The 18,042-nt window shown below is 39.9% G+C and carries 15 protein-coding genes; 9 read left to right on the top strand and 6 right to left on the bottom strand.

Annotation, left to right across the window (positions count from 1 at the left end; translation table 11 throughout):
- Nucleotides 1-127: 127 nt before the first annotated feature.
- Both IEE83_RS00390 and bamJ read right to left on the bottom strand, forming a co-directional pair.
- Nucleotides 128-2,251 carry a carboxy terminal-processing peptidase gene (locus IEE83_RS00390; RefSeq protein WP_194118670.1) on the bottom strand — a complete coding sequence of 708 codons (2,124 nt, stop codon included), beginning with the start codon at nt 2,249-2,251 and terminating at the stop codon, nt 128-130.
- Between the two features lie 18 nt (nt 2,252-2,269).
- Nucleotides 2,270-3,028, bottom strand: a complete 759-nt coding sequence (gene bamJ, locus IEE83_RS00385) for a BamJ family beta-barrel-assembly machinery protein (RefSeq protein ID WP_194118669.1) — start codon at nt 3,026-3,028, stop codon at nt 2,270-2,272.
- Nucleotides 3,029-3,316: 288 nt separating this feature from the next.
- Between bamJ and atpA the strand changes: the two genes are divergently transcribed.
- The 7 genes from atpA to IEE83_RS00350 all read left to right on the top strand — a co-directional run bounded on the left by atpA (nt 3,317) and on the right by IEE83_RS00350 (nt 10,603).
- Nucleotides 3,317-4,891: a F0F1 ATP synthase subunit alpha gene (atpA, locus tag IEE83_RS00380; RefSeq protein WP_194118668.1), complete on the top strand. Its 1,575-nt coding sequence runs from the start codon at nt 3,317-3,319 to the stop codon at nt 4,889-4,891.
- Between the two features lie 87 nt (nt 4,892-4,978).
- Nucleotides 4,979-5,866 carry an ATP synthase F1 subunit gamma gene (atpG, locus tag IEE83_RS00375; protein WP_194118667.1) on the top strand — a complete coding sequence of 296 codons (888 nt, stop codon included), beginning with the start codon at nt 4,979-4,981 and terminating at the stop codon, nt 5,864-5,866.
- 355 nt (nt 5,867-6,221) lie between these two features.
- Complete coding sequence (locus tag IEE83_RS00370) at nt 6,222-6,959, top strand: outer membrane lipoprotein-sorting protein (protein WP_194118666.1); 738 nt, start codon at nt 6,222-6,224, stop codon at nt 6,957-6,959.
- A 151-nt stretch (nt 6,960-7,110) separates the two neighbouring features.
- Complete coding sequence (locus IEE83_RS00365; protein WP_194118665.1) at nt 7,111-7,647, top strand: YceI family protein; 537 nt, start codon at nt 7,111-7,113, stop codon at nt 7,645-7,647.
- Between the two features lie 219 nt (nt 7,648-7,866).
- Complete coding sequence (locus IEE83_RS00360) at nt 7,867-8,862, top strand: mevalonate kinase family protein (protein ID WP_194118664.1); 996 nt, start codon at nt 7,867-7,869, stop codon at nt 8,860-8,862.
- 163 nt (nt 8,863-9,025) lie between these two features.
- Nucleotides 9,026-9,889 (top strand): UTP--glucose-1-phosphate uridylyltransferase GalU, encoded by an 864-nt coding sequence (galU, locus tag IEE83_RS00355; RefSeq protein ID WP_194118663.1) that lies wholly within the window; start codon nt 9,026-9,028, stop codon nt 9,887-9,889.
- Between the two features lie 24 nt (nt 9,890-9,913).
- The gene (locus IEE83_RS00350) at nt 9,914-10,603 is read left to right on the top strand and encodes an SDR family NAD(P)-dependent oxidoreductase (protein ID WP_194118662.1); all 690 of its coding nucleotides are present in this window, start codon (nt 9,914-9,916) and stop codon (nt 10,601-10,603) included.
- 73 nt (nt 10,604-10,676) lie between these two features.
- Here IEE83_RS00350 and IEE83_RS00345 read toward each other — a convergent pair whose 3' ends face one another.
- Complete coding sequence (locus IEE83_RS00345; protein WP_194118661.1) at nt 10,677-11,033, bottom strand: hypothetical protein; 357 nt, start codon at nt 11,031-11,033, stop codon at nt 10,677-10,679.
- A 112-nt stretch (nt 11,034-11,145) separates the two neighbouring features.
- On the opposite strand from IEE83_RS00345, the gene IEE83_RS00340 reads away from it, so the two are divergent.
- Nucleotides 11,146-13,497 (top strand): PDZ domain-containing protein, encoded by a 2,352-nt coding sequence (locus IEE83_RS00340; protein ID WP_194118660.1) that lies wholly within the window; start codon nt 11,146-11,148, stop codon nt 13,495-13,497.
- A 110-nt stretch (nt 13,498-13,607) separates the two neighbouring features.
- Here the strand turns inward: IEE83_RS00340 and IEE83_RS00335 are convergent, their stop codons facing one another.
- Both IEE83_RS00335 and IEE83_RS00330 read right to left on the bottom strand, forming a co-directional pair.
- Nucleotides 13,608-14,897, bottom strand: a complete 1,290-nt coding sequence (locus IEE83_RS00335; protein WP_194118659.1) for a hemolysin family protein — start codon at nt 14,895-14,897, stop codon at nt 13,608-13,610.
- A gap of 151 nt (nt 14,898-15,048) precedes the next feature.
- Nucleotides 15,049-15,294 (bottom strand): DUF1456 family protein, encoded by a 246-nt coding sequence (locus IEE83_RS00330; protein WP_137344076.1) that lies wholly within the window; start codon nt 15,292-15,294, stop codon nt 15,049-15,051.
- Between the two features lie 106 nt (nt 15,295-15,400).
- Between IEE83_RS00330 and IEE83_RS00325 the strand changes: the two genes are divergently transcribed.
- Complete coding sequence (locus IEE83_RS00325; protein ID WP_194118658.1) at nt 15,401-16,606, top strand: DUF763 domain-containing protein; 1,206 nt, start codon at nt 15,401-15,403, stop codon at nt 16,604-16,606.
- A gap of 20 nt (nt 16,607-16,626) precedes the next feature.
- Here the strand turns inward: IEE83_RS00325 and IEE83_RS00320 are convergent, their stop codons facing one another.
- Nucleotides 16,627-18,024 (bottom strand): TonB-dependent receptor, encoded by a 1,398-nt coding sequence (locus tag IEE83_RS00320; RefSeq protein ID WP_194118657.1) that lies wholly within the window; start codon nt 18,022-18,024, stop codon nt 16,627-16,629.
- Between the last annotated feature and the right edge of the window lie 18 nt (nt 18,025-18,042).

Genomic DNA, 18,042 nt, shown 5'->3' with positions numbered 1-18,042 from the left:
GCACTATTAACTTAGCGCCAACGGCGCGATAATATCTTAACCCCGGGTTTCTACCTGAGGATGCTTCCCAACAAAAAATAAGACAGTCTGCATTTGCAAACTGTCTTATTTTTTATTCAACTTAAAATTACTTCTTCTTAGCCCCAGCCAAACTTGGTTCTTTCGAAATAACGATCAAATCAGCAAGCATACGACCTGTTTCAGTAATATAGATATCCTTTTTCTTCTTAACCTCTTTCGTAGCTTCAGCAGTTTTTGGTTTTGCGTCAGCAGAGTCTTCGTCTTCATCATCAGACTCCTCGCCAAGCTGTTTCATCGCAGCACGTTTCTTTTCAGCTTCATCACGTTCTACTTTACGTTTTGATTCCAACAGAGAAACAACTTTGTTTTCACGCGCTTTTTTGAATTCATCCATTGTTTTCGCCAATGCTTTCAACTCTTCATCTGATTTCAAACGATGATTATGTTTGTCGCGAAGCTGACTTACGATTTTCTCGTTGATATCATTTGTAGCTTCATATTTCGAAGACGCAATCTGATCCCAAGGCAATGCACTTGGCTGAGAACCTTCACCATATTCGTTTACTTTGAAAGCGGTTGGCATTTCAAGATCAGGCATTACACCTTTCAACTGCGTGCTGCTTCCGTTGATACGATAGAACTTGGCAACAGTCAATTTAACTTGTCCTAACTGATCAGTTTCCTTTGGAACCCATTGGTTAAGATCGATCAGAGTCTGAACTGTTCCTTTACCATAAGTTTGTTCACCTACGATAATTCCACGTTTATAATCCTGAATAGCCGCCGCAAAAATTTCGGAAGCAGAAGCACTGAAACGGTTCACCATAACAGCCATTGGACCATTATAAGCAACAGTCGGGTCATTATCAGACTGAACCTCAACTTCGCCCTGTCCTTCTTTAACCTGAACAACCGGGCCTCTGTTAATAAACAAACCAGTAAGAGAAACTGCTTCGGTTAATGAACCACCACCATTGTTACGAAGGTCAATTACGATACCATCAACATTTTCAGTCTGCAATTCAGTGATGATTTTCTGAACATCACGGGTAGTGCTTGAAAATTCTTTTTCCTTTTGTTGCGCACCCTCAAAATCACGGTAGAACAACGGAACATCGATCACACCGATTTTATAATCTTTACCTCCGTTATTTACTGAAACAATTTCCTTCTTGGCACGAGAATCTTCAAGTTTAATTTTCTCACGAACCAGTCTAATTTCCTTTGGAGGCGTGCTTGAAAGCGCATCAGCTGAAACAATCTGCAAGCGAACCACAGTTCCTTTTGGGCCTTTGATCAGTTTCACAGCATCATCAACAAACCAACCTACCAGGTCAACAAACTTACCATCATCACCTTGGGCAACGCCGATAATCTTATCTTCTTTTTTAAGCTGCTTACCTTTAAATGCTGGTCCACCAGGAATTACTTCAACAATTTTGATATAATTATCTTCCTCACGAAGTAACGCACCGATACCTTCAACCGACTGGCTCATTTCCTGTTTGAAACGATCCGCAGAAGTTGGCGCCATGTAACTCGTATGCGGATCCAAAGATTCTGCGTAAGCATTCATAAACATTTGGAAAACCTGCTCTGTACGAATGCGGCTCAAACCACGGTCACGGTTTTTATACCGGTCGCTCATTGTTTTGACAACAGAAGAATCCGCTTTTCCGGCAAGTTTCAAATCAAGCGCTTCGCTTTTAAGATACTTTCTCCAGGTATCATTCAGTTCTTCATTTGATTTCGCCCAGGCCACTTTTTCGCGGTCTGTATTTAGCGATTCATCAACAGTATAATCAAACGGTTTTGGCGTTTTCAGAAGTGTCTGGATATATTCGCTTCTTTCCTGATAACGCTTTCTAAAAAGATTATACATATTGAAAGGAACGTCCAGCTCTCTTTTTTGTAAAAAGTCGTCGAAAGAGTACCTGTACTTTTCAAATTCCGCCATGTCAGAGGCAAGATAGTACAGTCGACCGTGGTCGATACCATCAATATATTTATCAAAAATCGCTGACGACAACGAATCATTCAGTTTCGTTTTACGATAGTGATAATTTGATAGTATTCGCGTCGAAAGCTCTTCCGCCTTATACTGAGCTGCCGTCGGTTTGATATCTTCCGCTAGTGAAGTTTCCGTAGTGACGATTGCATTTTGCTGTACGGGACCTCGCTGCCAGCCAAGTAATACAACAGGAATAAGAGTGATCAGGTATTTTTTCATTCGTCGAATTTTTGTTAACTATTTAACAATTTCTAATAATTCAACTTCAAAGACTAAAGCTGAATAAGCTGGGATTTGTGGACCTGCTGCACGTTCGCCATAAGCCAGCTGATATGGAATATACAATTTCCATTTTGAGCCAACCGGCATAAGCTGCAATGCCTCTGTCCATCCTTTTATTACGCCATTTACCGGAAACTCAACCGGCTCACCGCGATCAACAGAACTGTCAAAAACTGTTCCATTGGTTAAAGTGCCGTGATAATGTGTTTTTACTTTATCTGTTGCAGAAGGCTTGGGACCATCGCCCATTTTAATCACAGAGTACTGCAAACCGCTCTCTGTTGTTGTTACGCCCGCCTTTTTCTTGTTTTCTTCCAAAAACTTTTCTCCCTCTATTTTCACGACTGCTCCTTTTTCTTCCATCATTTTTTGAAAATATTCACCGATAAATTTATTTGCTTCTTCTGATGAAAATAAAGTTTTCTCTCCTTTAAGCGCAGCAGTAATGGTTTTTGTCAAAATATCAGTATTGATATCATTGATTCCCTGAGATGATAACGAATTAGAAAAACTTACACCGATAGCCGCTGATAGTGAATCCAACTTATTCCTAAGTACATTTGATGATGGTGCTGCTTTTGCTGCTGTAACCGAAGTCTTTTTTGTTGTTGCGGCTGGTTTGGTAACTTTTTTGGGTGCTTGCGCAAATCCCTGAGAAGCAGCTAAACCGATACATAAAACTGAGGCTAAAATGGTTTTTTCTAATTTGTACATTCTACTTAAGGATGGTCTGAAAATTAAATTTTTAATATGTAATTGTTATTAACGAACTCAATTACAACAAAAACACAATTAGTACCTAAAAAAGTTTTAAAAACCTTTTAAATGCCTGAATTTCCATATTTTTGCATCGCTATAATAGCGTAGTGAGGCAAACTTGGAAAAATCTAATTTTTATGGCGTAGTTTTTTAAGTGAAGTATTCTTTATTTAAAGAATTAACCCTACATTTGCGGCTGATTTCAAAAACTTACTACTATACTCTAAATAAGTCAATTATACTATGGTATCTGTTAGACCGGACGAAGTTTCGGCCATCCTGCGCGAACAACTTGCAGGCGCTAAATCTGAAGCAGAACTCGAAGAAGTAGGAACCGTCCTTCAGGTGGGAGACGGTGTTGCCCGTATTTATGGCCTTTCACAGGTTCAGGCGGGTGAATTGCTAGTTTTCGAGAATGGCTTAAAGGCCCTCGCATTGAACCTCGAGGAAGATAACGTTGGAGCCGTTTTGCTTGGTGATTCAAGTGAAATCAAAGAAGGCGACACAGTGAAGCGTACGAAAGAGATCGCTTCAGTAAAAGTTGGTGAAGGTATTGTAGGCCGTGTTGTGAACACACTTGCTGAACCAATCGACGGAATGGGCCCAATTCAGGGTGAAACATTCGAAATGCCACTTGAGCGTAAGGCTCCGGGGGTAATTTTCCGTCAGCCTGTAACCGAGCCACTTCAAACTGGTATCAAAGCAATCGATGCGATGATTCCTATCGGACGTGGACAACGTGAGTTGATTATCGGTGACCGCCAGACTGGAAAGACTGCTGTTGCTATTGATACTATCATCAATCAAAGAGAATATTACGATAAAGGCGAACCTGTATTCTGTATCTACGTTGCTTGCGGCCAGAAGGCTTCAACAATCAAAGGTATCGAAGCAACACTTCGTCGTTATGGTGCAATGGACTATACAGTAATTGTAGCAGCCGGAGCATCTGATCCATCACCAATGCAATTCTATGCTCCTTTTACAGGTGCTGCAATCGGTGAATATTTCCGTGATACTGGTCGTCCTGCACTTATTGTTTATGATGACCTTTCAAAACAAGCGGTTTCTTACCGTGAAGTTTCCCTGCTACTTCGTCGCCCTCCGGGACGTGAAGCTTATCCTGGAGACGTATTCTATCTTCACAGCCGTCTTTTGGAAAGAGCTGCGAAGATCATCAATGACGATAGCATTGCAGCAAACATGAACGATCTTCCTCCTTCCCTTAAAGGCAAGGTTAAAGGTGGTGGCTCACTGACTGCACTTCCGATCATTGAAACACAAGCTGGTGACGTTTCTGCCTATATCCCGACGAACGTAATTTCTATTACCGACGGACAGATATTCCTAGAATCTAACTTGTTCAACTCTGGTATCCGTCCTGCGATCAACGTAGGTATCTCGGTATCACGTGTGGGTGGTAACGCTCAGATCAAGTCGATGAAAAAGGTATCAGGTACGTTAAAACTTGATCAGGCTCAATTCCGTGAATTGGAAGCTTTTGCAAAATTCGGTTCGGATCTTGATGCTTCTACTAAACTTGCTATTGACCGTGGACGCCGTAATCAGGAAGTATTGAAACAACCTCAATATGCTCCGGTACCGGTTGAACAACAAGTTGCAACAGTTTATGCATCTACAAAAGGATTATTAGACAGAGTTCCTGTTGAAAAAGTAAAAGAATTCGATAAAGAATTCCTTACTATTCTTTCCGCACAATACAGCGAAACACTTGCAGCACTTCGTGCAGGCAAGCTTGATAACAGCGTAACTGATGTTATTGACAAAGTAGCGAGAGAACTTTCAGCTAAATATTAATAGAGAAACTTTAAGTCAGAGATCGAAGTAATTTTCGATTTCTGACTTCTTGATTACCTCAGGCGGACCGCATTTAATTTCCCTAAGATGGCAAGCTTAAAAGAAGTACGTAACCGGATTATTTCGGTTAATTCAACCCAGCAGATAACCAAAGCCATGAAAATGGTGGCAGCTGCTAAATTGCGCAGAGCTCAGGATAATATCCTGCAAATGCGTCCTTATGCCCAGAAATTGGGACAAATGCTTTCGACAGTATCAGCAGGTTCTGAAAGTTCAGTGGACAGCCCATTGAAAACAGTTCGTTTTGCTGAAAAAATATTGATCGTTGTTGTTACTTCCGATCGTGGATTGTGCGGTGCTTTCAATACGAATATTATTAAGGCTACTATGGCGCTGATTGAAGAAAAATATTCAGTGCAGGCTGCCAAAGGACATGTTGAGATTTTTGCTATTGGTAAAAAAGGTGCAGAAGCATTCAACCGCAGAGGTTTTACTGTGAACACAACTTATACCGATTTATTTACAAGACTTAAATTTGTCAATGTAAAGGAAGCAGCAGAAAAAATCATGAAGGACTTTTCAGAAGGCCGTTATGATGTTGTTGATCTTGTTTATAACGAGTTCAAAAACGTTGCTACGCAAATCATCCACACAGATCCATATTTACCAATCGTTGCCGATACTGCTACTCAGAAAGTAAAAGCACCGGAGGTTAACTATATATTTGAACCAAACGAGGAAGAAATTCTTGCTGAATTAATTCCAAAATCGTTGAAAATCATGTTATACCGTGCCGTTCTTGAATCAAATGCTTCGGAACAAGGTGCTCGTATGACGGCGATGGATAAGGCAACTGAAAATGCTCAGGAACTTTTGAAAGAGCTGAAATTGATTTATAACAGAACACGTCAGGCAGCTATTACAACGGAAATTCTTGAAATCGTTGGAGGTGCCGAAGCGTTAAAAGGCGCATAATTAGTTTTAAGAACTTATATATTTTGGCGAGCGGATCATCTTTTGGTTCGTTCGCTTTTTTTGTGGGGAGTTTGAAAATTAAGTGTCTGGCTTGAATAGATTTTTAATCCGTCCGACGGGTAAATTTTTATGCAAAGTTTGAATAATACTACCTCGCTCGAACAACTTTTTAATATCCGTCAGACGGCGGAAAAAGCCGTCGGACGGAATGAGCGACCCCGTCGGTCGGCTTTTTTGCCGTCCAACGGGTAATCAATCTTAATCACTCAGCAGCCATTATATCCACTCCTCCTTAATCAAATTCACAATTAAATTAATATTCCCTAGTTTTACACTATATCAAAACAAACTCCACATGCTCAAAAAAACTTATTTCAAGTCGCTGTTACTTCTAATCATTTCAGGAATATTCTCTTCGGCATTTGCACAAAAAACACTTGAAGAAATCGTCGCGCTACATTTGACTGCAATGGGTGGCAAAGAAAAATTGTCGAAGCTGAAAAGTGTGAAAATTACTGCTGAAATGGAAGTGATGAAAATGCAGATTCCTGTTACAACAACCATCGTTCAGGATCGCGGCTTTCGCAGTGAAACGGTAGTTCAGGGATCAACCATCACGCAGGTAATTGATAATGACAAAGGCTGGTCCATAAATCCAATGGCGGGACAAACAAAAGCTACTCCCCTTCCAGACGAAGTAGTGAAATCGCTTTCTGCGGAAACAGATCTTACAGGTTTATACAATTACAAAGAAAAAGGACAGACGTTGACTTTGGACGGAGAAGATGATCTTGGCGGAGCGAAAGTTTACAAGGTTACACAAAACCTAAAAAACGGATCAAAACGAACCAATTACATTTCAAAGGATACTTATTTTATTTTAAAAGTTGTAGCCTCAGTTACAGTTCAGGGACAACAAATTGAATCCAAAAATACACAATCTGATTTCAGACAAGTCGACGGAATAACCTATCCGTTTACATCAGAAGTAGAAACTTCAGCCATGCCAGGTGCTTCTATGACGATGAAAATTAAAACACTTGAAGTTAATCCTAAAATTGATGAAGCGATTTTTGTTATGCCAAAAGAATAAAAATATTTTTCAATAAATATCTTATTATCAACACTTTAATTCTCAATCCAAAAAGATTGAGAATTTTTTTTGCTATACATTAAACTTTTTGCAGCATTTACATGTATATACATTAAATGTAGAAACATATTAATTAAAACGATCATATATCATGTCAACCAAAACATCATGGGTTATTGACCCAACGCATTCAGAAATTCAGTTTAAAGTAAAACACCTTGTAATTTCAACAGTAACAGGTTCATTCAAAACTTTCGAAGGAACAGTTGAAACTGATGGTGACGATTTGACAACTGCTAACATTCAGTTTTCTGCTGACGTAGCAAGTATCGATACAAATCAGACTCAACGTGACGAACACCTTCGTTCAGGAGATTTCTTTGATGCTGAAAACTATCCTAAATTGACTTTCGCTTCAACGGGTCTGGAAAAAACGGGTGAAGACACTTATAAATTGAAAGGTAATTTGACTATTAAAGGTATTACAAACCCAGTTGTTCTTGACGCGGAATATGGTGGAGCAATGACCGACTTTTACGGTCAAAACAAAGCTGGCTTTGAAATTAACGGTAAAATCAGCCGTAAAGAATTTGGCTTAACGTGGAGCGCAACAACAGAAGCAGGTGGCGTAGTTGTAGGTGACGAAATTAAACTGGTAATCAACATCCAGTTGATTAAACAAGCTTAATTTTTAAAATTGTAAGTTTGAAGTGGTCAGACAGAAGTAAGTATAAACTTCTGTCTGACCACTTTTTCATTTTCTAACGATATTTATTAATAACTCTTCGGATCAAAAAACGCGTAACAATATTTCGATTTTGCACTTTAACCATTACATTTATTTAAGGGACAAAAGTGAAAAGAGTCGTCAATTAGTTACTATTTTTGAAGCAAAAAAATACTCACATTGATCATTGAAACGCGCGCATACGCCCGGGCCGGGCTGCTGGGAAATCCTTCTGATGGCTTTTTTGGAAAAACAATATCAATTTCTGTCCGGAATTTCGGAGCATCCATTTCTTTATACGAATCTCCCGAGCTCCACATAGAGCCCGAGCCACAGGATGGCAGCACCTTCCGGAGTATATTTCATCTGCGCGAATCTGTGAGCATGCTGGGTTATAATGGCGGTATCCCGCTTATTAAAGCTGGTATCAAGAAATTTGCTGATTACTGCGAAGAAAATAATATTAAGTTACCAAACCGGAATTTTACGGTTAGATATCGTTCTTCCATTCCCCGCCAGGTTGGTATGTCAGGATCAAGTGCTATCGTGGTAGCGCTTTTCCGGGCGTTGATGCAGTTTTACAAAGTTGAAATTCCAATTGAAATATTGCCGCAGCTTGTGATGGTTTCTGAAACGGAAGAACTGGGGATCGCCGCCGGTTTGCAGGATCGTGTCATTCAATGTTATGAAGGCTGCGTTTACATGGATTTTGATAAAACATTGATTGAAAAACAGGGACATGGACTTTATGAAAGAATAAATCCAGCCCTGCTTCCGAAACTTTATGTTGCTTACAATACAAATCTGAGCAAGGTTTCAGGAAAAGTCCATAGTGATGTACGCGCAAGATTTGACCGAGGCGAACAGGATGTAATTGATGTTCTGGGACAAATCGGCCAGAAAGCAAAAGAAGGATTTACAGCTTTACAAGAAGGAAGACCCGACGATCTGCACGAATTAATGAACGAAAATTTCAACCTTCGCTGCAAAATTTATAATGTTCCGGAATCCAATAAAAGATTGATTAACGCTGCCAGAGAATGCGGAGCATCAGCAAAATTTGCTGGTTCAGGCGGAACAATCATCGGAATTTATAAAGACGACGATATGCTCAACCAGCTTTTTGTCAAACTAAAAAAACATAATGCAAGAGTGATTAAGCCATTTGTAGTCTAGCTATCGGCCGGCCGCCGGGCGGCGTACCGCTTTCGGCAGTCACTAGCGGGCCAAGATAACATTTACTAAGACTTGAAGTAATATAACTATATCTAAAAACTTAACTAACTGGCAAAACGCTACCAACTGAAAGCCGATAGCCGACCGCCGAAAGCCAAAACTTATGATTCGTAAAGCTGTAATTCCTGCCGCCGGACTTGGAACCCGATTTTTACCGGCAACCAAATCGATGCCTAAGGAAATGTTGCCAATTATTGACATTCCTACTATTCAATATGTTGTACAAGAGGCTGTTGATTCAGGGATTGAGGATATTCTGATTATTTCCGGCAAAGGGAAACGTGCCATTGAAGATCATTTTGACAGAAATGTTGAACTGGAATCCCGTCTGGAAGAAAAAGAAGACATGATCTGGTTCAATGAAATGCGTCGTCTGGCGGATATGGCGAATGTGCATTTTGTTCGTCAGAAAGAAGCGAATGGTTTGGGGGATGCGATTTATTATGCAAGACATCATGTTGGAAATGAACCATTTGCAGTTTTATTGGGCGATACCATTATGGATTCTGTGATTCCGGTTACGCAGCAATTAATGGATACTTATGAACAATATGGCGGATCAGTTATTGCGGTGGAACAAGTGCCAGCCAATAAGGTAAACCGCTATGGAATTGTTGGTGGAAATTCTTTGAGTGATACTATTCTGGAATTGACCACCTTGGTAGAAAAACCTGCTATCGAACTTGCACCTTCCAATCTGGCCATTGCGGGAAGATACATTTTAACACCGGAAATTTTTAATACCATAGAACAAACACCAAAAGGAAAAAATAATGAAATTCAGCTAACAGATTCGTTATTGCTTCTTTTGAAACGTGAAAATATTTACGCCCATCATATTGAAGGAAAACGCCACGATATCGGCGACAAGCTTGATTATCTTAAAACAACAGTAGAATTCGCTCTGAAAAGAAAAGAGTTCGCTGAGCCTTTCAGAAAGTTTTTGATTGAGCTTTTGAACAAATAGTTTTAAATCAACTGAACAAAACGTATGTCAAAAAACATAATCATCAGCGGCGCATCCGGAGGACTTGGACAAGATGTTGTTAAAAAACTTTCCGATCCCGGAAATGCTTTATACGTTACGTTTGGTAAGAAAAACACGAATTCCTTTGACGCATTTAGCAATGTGAAAGGCCAGGTTGTGGATTTGACAAATAGTGAAGAATCTCTAAATTTTATTAACACAACACTGGAAAAGGCTAAAACAATTCAGGCAGGAATTTTCCTTGTAGGTGCCTATGCGCCGGGAAGTCTTCATGATACAGACGATGCATTGCTTGAAAAAATGTTCAGTCTCAATTTCTTTACAACTTTCCATCTGGTAAAACCCTTGATGGAACATTTTAAAGCAAATGGCGGCGGACAATTTATTTTCGTTGGTGCAAGACCTGCGCTGGAAGCGGAACAGGGAATGGGAAATTTTGCATATGCACTTTCCAAATCGCTTTTATTCAAAATGGCAGAATTTATAAATGCAGAAGGGAAATCAGATAATATTACGGCGACGGTAATTGTCCCAAGTACGATTGATACACCCACAAATCGTGCAGCAATGCCGGATGCCGATTTTACCAAATGGATTTCAGCTGCTGATATTGCAGAAAGTATTGCATTCGTATTATCCGAAAGCGGACAAAAATTAAGAGAACCTATTTTGAAAATATATAACAATGCGTAATTCCGTTGGAGATTTAAACAAGAAAGTCCGCAAACGTCATAGTTCGCGGACTTTCTTGTTTAAATAGTGGAGTTTATTTCTTCTTCTTTTTATTTTTTTCTTTATTCTCAGAACCCATATTCAAATCAGTCTTCTTTTCCCTTTCAATAATCTTGAATGTTTCTGATGGTACTTTAATCTCGCCTGTTTTATTAATTCTTATGGAACCATCCGAATTGATCTGATTGGACACCGGTGCTTTTCCACCCGGAAATTCATGTATTCCTTCTTTATTTGTCGGCATTCCATAGTCGGTCATTTCAGAAAACTTAGGTTTAACCTGTGAATTGACAAAAACAGAATCCGAAGATTTTTTCGTTTGCCCAAAAGTAACCTGACTAAGGAAACTCTGAACTAATACTGTAATCAAAATTTTGGAATAAGCTTTCATGACAGTGAGATTTGGATGATGAAAATATCTAAAAACAGGTAGATTGACAAGAGAAAACTCTTAAATTGAAAATGATAATATTAAGTTAAATTCTCACTTCAACGTTGACAGTATGCGGATTAGATATTTCTACAAAGTTTTGGTTTGTTTTCAGTTTATCTTCCTTCCGCTTCTGGCTCAAAATAACCTGTACGTTTCTCCCACCGGAAATGATGCAAACAAAGGAACAATCCTGTCTCCGTTAAAAACACCAGCCGCCGCCATTTCTAAAATTAGTAGAATCAAACAAACCCATGTAACAATTCATTTACGCAAAGGCACTTATAATCTTGATCAGCCTTTATTGCTCAATATTGATGAATTGAATGGAAAATCAGTCACAATCGAGGCTCTTAAAAATGAGAAAGTAGTCCTGAGTGCCGGACGAAAAATACCCGCAAAGTGGGAAAAACACACGAATAATATCTGGAAAACAAAAGTTGAAGGTCCCGATTTTGAAAGTCTGTTTATCAACGAAAAACCTCAAATTCTAGCGCGATATCCAAATTACGATTCGACGGCCAGAGTTTTTAACGGTACCGCTGAAGATGCTATTTCTCCTGAAAGAATAGCAAAATGGGAAAATCCCGCAGGCGGATATTTTCATGCTTTGCATCAGGGAGAATGGGGAAGTTTTCATTATCGCATCAAAGAAATTAAAGATGGAAAACCGGTTTTGGAAGGCGGCTGGCAGAATAATCGGCCGGCTCCATTACATCTAAAATACCGTTTTGTTGAAAATATGTTTGAAGAACTTGACGCACCTGGCGAATGGTATTATGACAAAACGAACAAAACTTTATTTGTTTTTCCCCACAATGGAATTGATCTCACTACCGCAGAGATTGAAGTTTCAAATTTGAAACATATCATTGAAATAAAGGGAACGCCAGAAAAACCAATTCACAATGTCACAGTAAAAGGAATCCATTTTCAGCATACGGAGCGAACGATTATGGATCATTACGAACCGCTTTTACGAAGCGACTGGATGATTTATCGTGGCGGCGCGGTGTTGATGGAAAATACAGAAAACTGTGTGATTGAAGATTCTGAATTTTCCAATCTTGGTGGAAATGCGGTCATGATAAGCGGTCATAACCATGCTTCGGGTGTAACTAGTTCTTATTTTCACGACATTGGATCCAGCGCCATTTGTTTTGTAGGCGATAGCTCTGCGGTTCGTTCTGCTGCCTTTGGTTATGACAATTTCGTTCCTTATGCGAAAATGGATAAAACGCCAGGTCCGAAAAATAACCGTTATCCATCCAATTGTTTCGCTGAAAATAATCTCATTCACAACATTGGTCAGATTGAAAAACAGTCGACTGGCGTAGAAATTGAAATGGCGTCAGAAATTCTGGTCAGGCATAATACCATTTACCGGGTTCCACGGGCCGGAATTAATATTGGTGATGGCTGCTGGGGCGGACATTTGATTGAAAATAATGACATTTTTGAAACCGTAATGGAAACGGGAGATCACGGTGCATTCAATTCCTGGGGCCGCGATCGTTTCTGGCATCCGAACCGTAAAGTGATGGATAGTCTGGTAGCGGCACATCCGCAACTCATTTTACTGGATGCTCAGAAAACCATCGTCATGCGCAATAACCGTTTCCGCTGTGACCATGGCTGGGATATAGACCTGGACGATGGCAGCAGTAATTACCATATTTATAACAACGTTTGTTTGAGTGGAGGATTGAAATTCCGCGAAGGATTCAAGCGCACCGCAGAAAATAATATCCTGATCAATAATTCCTTTCATCCGCATGTCTGGTTCAAAAATGATGGTGATATTTTCAGGCATAACATCGTCATGCGTCCTTATTTTCCTATTCTGGTGAATGATTGGGGACAGGAAGTGGATCATAATCTTTTTCCTGATCAAACTGCACTAAAAAGCGCGCAAGCCTTTGGTATCGATAAAAACAGCCGTTTTGGTGATGCCGAATTTGTCGATGCTAAGAATGGAAATTATCAGGTTAAAACATCCAGTCCGGCGCTAAATATTGGTTTCAAAAACTTTCCGATGGACGATTTTGGCGTTACAAAACAAAGTTTGAAAGCGATTTCGGAGAAGGTTCAGTTACCTGTTTTGCTTAATGCATCTTTGGAAAAAGAATTACAGGAAACAACCTGGCTTGGCGCAAAGATCCGGAATGTACAAGGTCTAGGAGATCGGTCAGCTTTTGGCTTGCCGGATGAAAAAGGCGTCATACTTGTAGAAATTCCGTCGACAAGTATATTGACAAAAAGTAAATTACAAGCCGGCGATGTGATCAGAATGGCCAACAAAGAAGCTGCTGATAATGTAGTCAGACTCGAAGCAATCCGTCAGCAATATAACTGGACCGGGAATATGGAAGTTGAGATTTTAAGAAATCAAAAACCGTTAACGATAAAAGTTGATTTGAAATAACCGCTCGATAGAGCCGTCCTGATTATAGAAAAACCAAAATCCTAAATCAAGACCTGACTTCCAAGACCTGACTTCTTAAGAGATTCCTGATTGCGCATATTTTCTATTCCTTATTCTTCCAAAGCAGTAATCTGCACCAATGAAATCGTACTCCGCTGCTTTTTCATGACCATAAATTCATAATCTTTCGTGCGGACTTTTTCGCCGATGGAAGGAATACGGTTAAATTTGGAAATCAGGAAGCCGGCTAATGTTTCGTAGTCGCCCTCTTTGGAAATATCGTTTGGCAAATGTTCATTGATATCACTGATCGAGGCAGAACCTAATACCAGATAATTTCCGTTTTCATTCTTAACAATCGGCGTTTCATTATCGTATTCATCCTGAATTTCACCAACGAGTTCTTCCAGAATATCTTCCATGGTCACAATTCCTTCAACGCCACCATATTCATTCACAATCACGGCCATTTGCTGGCGACTTAATTGAAAGTCACGTAAAATAGCTCCGATTGGTTTGGATTCCGGCACCATCGAAATTGGCCTTACAAGTTCGGAAAGCACAATTTCACTTCCTTTACGCATTTTCATCAACAGATCTTTTAAGTGCAAAACACCGATAATCTGGTCCATGGAATCCTCGTAAACCGGAATTCTGGAATATCCTTCTTCAATTATTTTTTCAAGATCCGCTTCGGTGAAATCATTGATATCAACACCCACGACTTTGGTCCGCGGGATCATCACCTGTCTTGCAATACGTTCTGAAAAGTTGAAAGCATTTTTGATAAGATCATAATCAGCTGCTTCAATCATTCCGCTTTCTTTTTGCTGCTGAACCAGATAACGTAATTCATCGCTGCTATGAACCTCACTTCCATGTGTAGGCGTAATACCAAGAAGACCCAAAATAAAGTTGGCAATGCCATTCAAAATCCAGACAATCGGACGGAAAACAAGGAAAAATGCGTGTAAAGGATATGACAGAAATAAAGTAGTTGCTTCCGGACGCTGAATTGCGATCGATTTTGGCGCGAGTTCTCCGAAAACAATGTGGAGAACTGTTATGATAGCAAACGCCGCAGGTAACGCAATTTGGTGTGCTAAAACAGGATCAAGCGATATGCCGACCAGTTCCATTCCACCAATCAATATTTTTGAAACAACAGGCTCGCCGATCCAACCCAAACCAAGACTTGCCAGGGTTATACCAAATTGTGTGGCAGCCAGATATCCATCAAGATTCCCGACAATCTGTTTAGACAAAATGGCCATTTTATTACCTTCCTGTGCTTTTTGTTCTAATTGTGATGCCCGGATTTTAACGATAGCAAATTCGGCAGCTACAAAAAAACCATTCAGAAGTACGAGAACAAGGGTAATAATAACCTGAATTAACATTTTTTATTATTTAAGTGATTTGGTTTTAAAATGCAGAAAATATCAACGGATTATCAAAATAATAAAACCTGGTAACTCAAAGATATAAAAAATGAGAGGATCAGAAAGTTTTTGTTTGATGACTGGTCAATTTAAACGCATTTTTTGCGTTTTAAGCCTCGTCACGGATTTTTCCGTCTTCGGCAGGTCCGCGCATATGAATGATCAAGCCATTTAGAAAATTGCGTAAAAGTTGATCACCGCAAGGCTTGTAATTTTCGTGTCCTTCTTTACGAAATAGTGCACCCAGCTCACTTGCAGTCACTTTAAAATCAACAAGCGCAAGAATTTGAATTATTTCATCATTTCTCAAATGAAGCGCCACACGTAATTTTTTAAGAATATCGTTATTAGTCATCTTGTTCGGTTTGATTCTTTTAATTTAAATATCTGCAAATATCGCCCTTGTTTTGCTCTTGTCTTTCCTAAAATAAAAAAAACTAAATTTTGAGTAACTTACATCTATGAAAAGCGGACATGCGGATTTGCCTTTGCACTATGGAAGAGTGCCGGAATGGCTGGCTCAGCGAATGAGTTTATTAGGAGGAGCCATTGTGGAATCCATCGTGATTGAGTACGGACGGGATGTTTTACTTCAAAAATTGAGTGATCCATTTTGGTTTCAATCTTTGGGCTGCGTCTTAGGAATGGACTGGCATTCATCCGGAATTACAACTTCCGTCATGAACGCTTTAAAACGCTCAGTCAATAAAAGATCCGCGGACCTTGGAATTTATATTTGCGGAGGAAGAGGAAAACAATCCCGACAAACACCAGCAGAATTACTGGCAATAGCGGACAAAACCGGATTGGACGGAAATCTTTTAGTTCACAACAGCCGCCTTTCAGCAAAGGTTGATAATACGGCGATTCAGGATGGATTTCAACTTTATCTGCATTCTTTTGTCGTTTCAAAAGAAGGAAATTGGGCAGTCGTTCAACAGGGAATGAATACGGATGAAAAAATGGCGAGGCGTTATCACTGGCATTCTCCCAGCATCAAATCATTTATTGAAGAACCGCATACATCAATCTATGGCAAAAATCAGGGAATAATATTAAATCTTACCGACAAAGCTGCCGCCCCGACACGCTCAGGAATTTTAGAGTTAACAACTGAAAATCCGGATAAAATCATGCGGGAAGTTCGTAAGTTGATTATGCCCGAACATCACGATGTACGTGCGGAAGATGTGAATCTAAAAAGATTAGGATCTGTTTTAGCACTGGCGCACGACAATCCGGTTCAGAATATGGAATCATTGCTTTTGTTAGAAGGGGTTGGTCCGAGAACAATTCAATCATTAACATTAGTAAGTGAAATCATCCACAGCACGCCTTCAAGATTTTCAGATCCGGCAAGATTCTCTTTCGCACACGGCGGAAAAGACGGGCATCCATTCCCGGTACCGATCACGATTTATGACGAATCAATTCAAATTCTGGATAAGGCCGTTCAAAAAGCGAGATTAGGTGATAACGACAAATCCGAAGCACTTAAAAACTTATCAAAGGTATCCGCTCAATTGGAAAAAGATTTTCAACCCAACAACCGCTTCGACGACCTGATTCAGGAAGAAAGAAATAATTCCTGGAAATACGAAGGCCGGACCGTAATGGGAAAAGCAAAAAAACCAAAAGGAAACAACGGCCAGCTCGAATTATTCTGAAAAGTATTGTATAAACTAAATCACATACGCATTAGTCCGGGCGTCAGACGAAGATAAATTTGTCCTGAAAGAGGATTTTTCCCATATATACCACCTAAACTTTTATTAATTGTATACAAGCTTCCTTGAATTCCAGCTTGTACAAGTGTGTTTGAAAAGGAAAAAATCTGACGATTTAAACCCAAAGTAAAAGATGAAATTGGAAATTTTTTGGTTGGTAGTTCATCAAAACCAAGTTCCTCGGCACTTTTCTGAATCCATTCATACCGTCCATAAACTGACCAGATATTAAGCTGTAAATTAGACTCCGCCAACAAGGAACTTTCTTTATGATTTTCTCCTGAATCATTTAATCCATAAACAAGCGAAGAAGAAATCCACCGGTTTTTTGAACCCAAAATCATACTATGCTGGGCAGAAGCAGTAGTTCGGTTAACATTTTCTTCGGGATGATTTGACTCAGGACTTTTGATATAACCATGAGAAGCCTGGAATGCCCAGTTTGCAGATGGATTGAATAAAAGCCGGTAGCTGTAAGAATCAAAACGAGGTTTATCAAAGTTGAATCGGTTCTCGTTTGGCTCACGTCCGGTAAAAGTGGAAGCTTCAACTTTAAATTTCCCATACCGAAAACCAGCTGTCACCACGCCAAACGTAATATGTGTTGCATCCTGCCAATGATGTCCGAGTGCGGCATCAGGATTATTAAATGCAGACATTCGGTGCATAAAAGCTGTTGGCCCCAGGGCAGGTTCTCCCGGATATCCGGCATAAATGGTCACATCCATTTTCCGGTTAATACGTTGTGTATAAGCAACTGCCAATTCAGAAACCAGATCATGCGGGTGCTGGCGATCCACCAGTGCTTTTCCTTTCCAGGTTTCACCAGATTGAAATAAAAGCGGATAACCGGAACCGCCATCAAAAATCCGGTCAAGCGAAACCATGGAACGGATCGTTAATAAACCATTTTTTCCAACCTGCCGCTGAGCCATTCCCATGACATAATTGGGCAAACTTACTTTTTCACCAAAACCTCTTCGGGTTATATGATTAAGATTTTGACGAATGTACCGTAGATACAAACTTCCATGCAACATATAATTCCACTTGCTGCCATGTTTCATATAAGCATACATTGGCGTCGCATCCGGTTGCCAGCCTGTCCCAGAGCCATTACGGTTCATGGGCAGACTTAACGAAAACGAATGATTCATGTGCATTTCCATCCCTCCGGTTGAATCTGACATATTCATATTTTTCATATCGTGCATGTCCATCTTTTCATGATCATGCATTTCCTGTTTTGCAGAATCCTTCTTCATCGGCATATCCATATGATTATGCTGTGCAGAAGCGGATTGTGTCAAAAGAAATAAACTGCCAGAAAAGAGGAAAATCAAGTGTTTCACTTTCATAAGCTCAATGTTTAGTTA

Source organism: Dyadobacter subterraneus (genome assembly GCF_015221875.1).
Lineage (GTDB): Bacteria > Bacteroidota > Bacteroidia > Cytophagales > Spirosomataceae > Dyadobacter > Dyadobacter subterraneus.
Note: the sequence above shows the minus strand (reverse complement) of the source record. Positions and strands in the feature narration are given on the sequence as shown.

Bases quoted from the DNA above. Each gene is read 5' to 3' on its own strand.
- IEE83_RS00325 (WP_194118658.1), top strand. From the start codon at position 15,401: ATGAAAAGCGGACATGCGGATTTGCCTTTGCACTATGGAAGAGTGCCG.
- atpG (WP_194118667.1), top strand. From the start codon at position 4,979: ATGGCAAGCTTAAAAGAAGTACGTAACCGGATTATTTCGGTTAATTCA.
- IEE83_RS00335 (WP_194118659.1), bottom strand. From the start codon at position 14,897: ATGTTAATTCAGGTTATTATTACCCTTGTTCTCGTACTTCTGAATGGT.
- IEE83_RS00370 (WP_194118666.1), top strand. From the start codon at position 6,222: ATGCTCAAAAAAACTTATTTCAAGTCGCTGTTACTTCTAATCATTTCA.
- IEE83_RS00345 (WP_194118661.1), bottom strand. From the start codon at position 11,033: ATGAAAGCTTATTCCAAAATTTTGATTACAGTATTAGTTCAGAGTTTC.
- IEE83_RS00330 (WP_137344076.1), bottom strand. From the start codon at position 15,294: ATGACTAATAACGATATTCTTAAAAAATTACGTGTGGCGCTTCATTTG.
- atpA (WP_194118668.1), top strand. From the start codon at position 3,317: ATGGTATCTGTTAGACCGGACGAAGTTTCGGCCATCCTGCGCGAACAA.
- bamJ (WP_194118669.1), bottom strand. From the start codon at position 3,028: ATGTACAAATTAGAAAAAACCATTTTAGCCTCAGTTTTATGTATCGGT.
- IEE83_RS00365 (WP_194118665.1), top strand. From the start codon at position 7,111: ATGTCAACCAAAACATCATGGGTTATTGACCCAACGCATTCAGAAATT.
- IEE83_RS00340 (WP_194118660.1), top strand. From the start codon at position 11,146: ATGCGGATTAGATATTTCTACAAAGTTTTGGTTTGTTTTCAGTTTATC.
- galU (WP_194118663.1), top strand. From the start codon at position 9,026: ATGATTCGTAAAGCTGTAATTCCTGCCGCCGGACTTGGAACCCGATTT.
- IEE83_RS00350 (WP_194118662.1), top strand. From the start codon at position 9,914: ATGTCAAAAAACATAATCATCAGCGGCGCATCCGGAGGACTTGGACAA.
- IEE83_RS00390 (WP_194118670.1), bottom strand. From the start codon at position 2,251: ATGAAAAAATACCTGATCACTCTTATTCCTGTTGTATTACTTGGCTGG.
- IEE83_RS00320 (WP_194118657.1), bottom strand. From the start codon at position 18,024: ATGAAAGTGAAACACTTGATTTTCCTCTTTTCTGGCAGTTTATTTCTT.